The organism is Alcanivorax sp. HI0083 (genome assembly GCF_001635175.1).
The window spans coordinates 1-490 of sequence record NZ_LWFX01000559.1 but is presented as its reverse complement, the minus strand read 5'-3'; the positions used below and the strand labels follow the sequence as shown (position 1 = coordinate 490).

Below are 490 nucleotides of genomic sequence, written 5' to 3'. Positions count from 1 at the left end.
GTCCGACCTTGAACAGGGCGATATTCTGCTGGGTGATGCGCTGTATGGCAGCTACTACGTTCTGGCGGAATGTCTTGAACGTGGTATTGATGTGGTTTTCCAGCAAAACGGCGGCAGGAAACGGACAACAGATTTTCGTCGAGGAAAGCATCTGGGGAGCAAAGATCATCTGATCCGAATCAAAAAGCCAGTACAGCGCCCGGACTGGATGTCTGCGGAACACTTTAGAAATCTCCCCGCTGAAATTGTCATACGGGAGGTCGCGCTAGAGAGCAAAGTTCTGATTACTACCCTGAATGATGCAACGCAAGTTCCACGGGAAGCACTGAAAGCCTTGTATCGAAGCCGCTGGCATGTGGAGTTGGATATTCGGAATATCAAAACCACCTTGGGCATGGAAACATTAACGTGCAAAACACCGGAGATGGCCGAGAAAGAGATGTGGGTATATCTGCTGGCGTATAACCTGATACGCATTCTCATGGCGCAA

At 49.8% G+C, this 490-nt stretch carries 1 protein-coding gene; it reads left to right on the top strand.

Annotation, left to right across the window (positions count from 1 at the left end; all coding sequences use genetic code 11):
• The coding region (locus A3754_RS05670) for a transposase (protein WP_156496836.1) at nt 1-490 on the top strand (490 nt) is incomplete at both ends.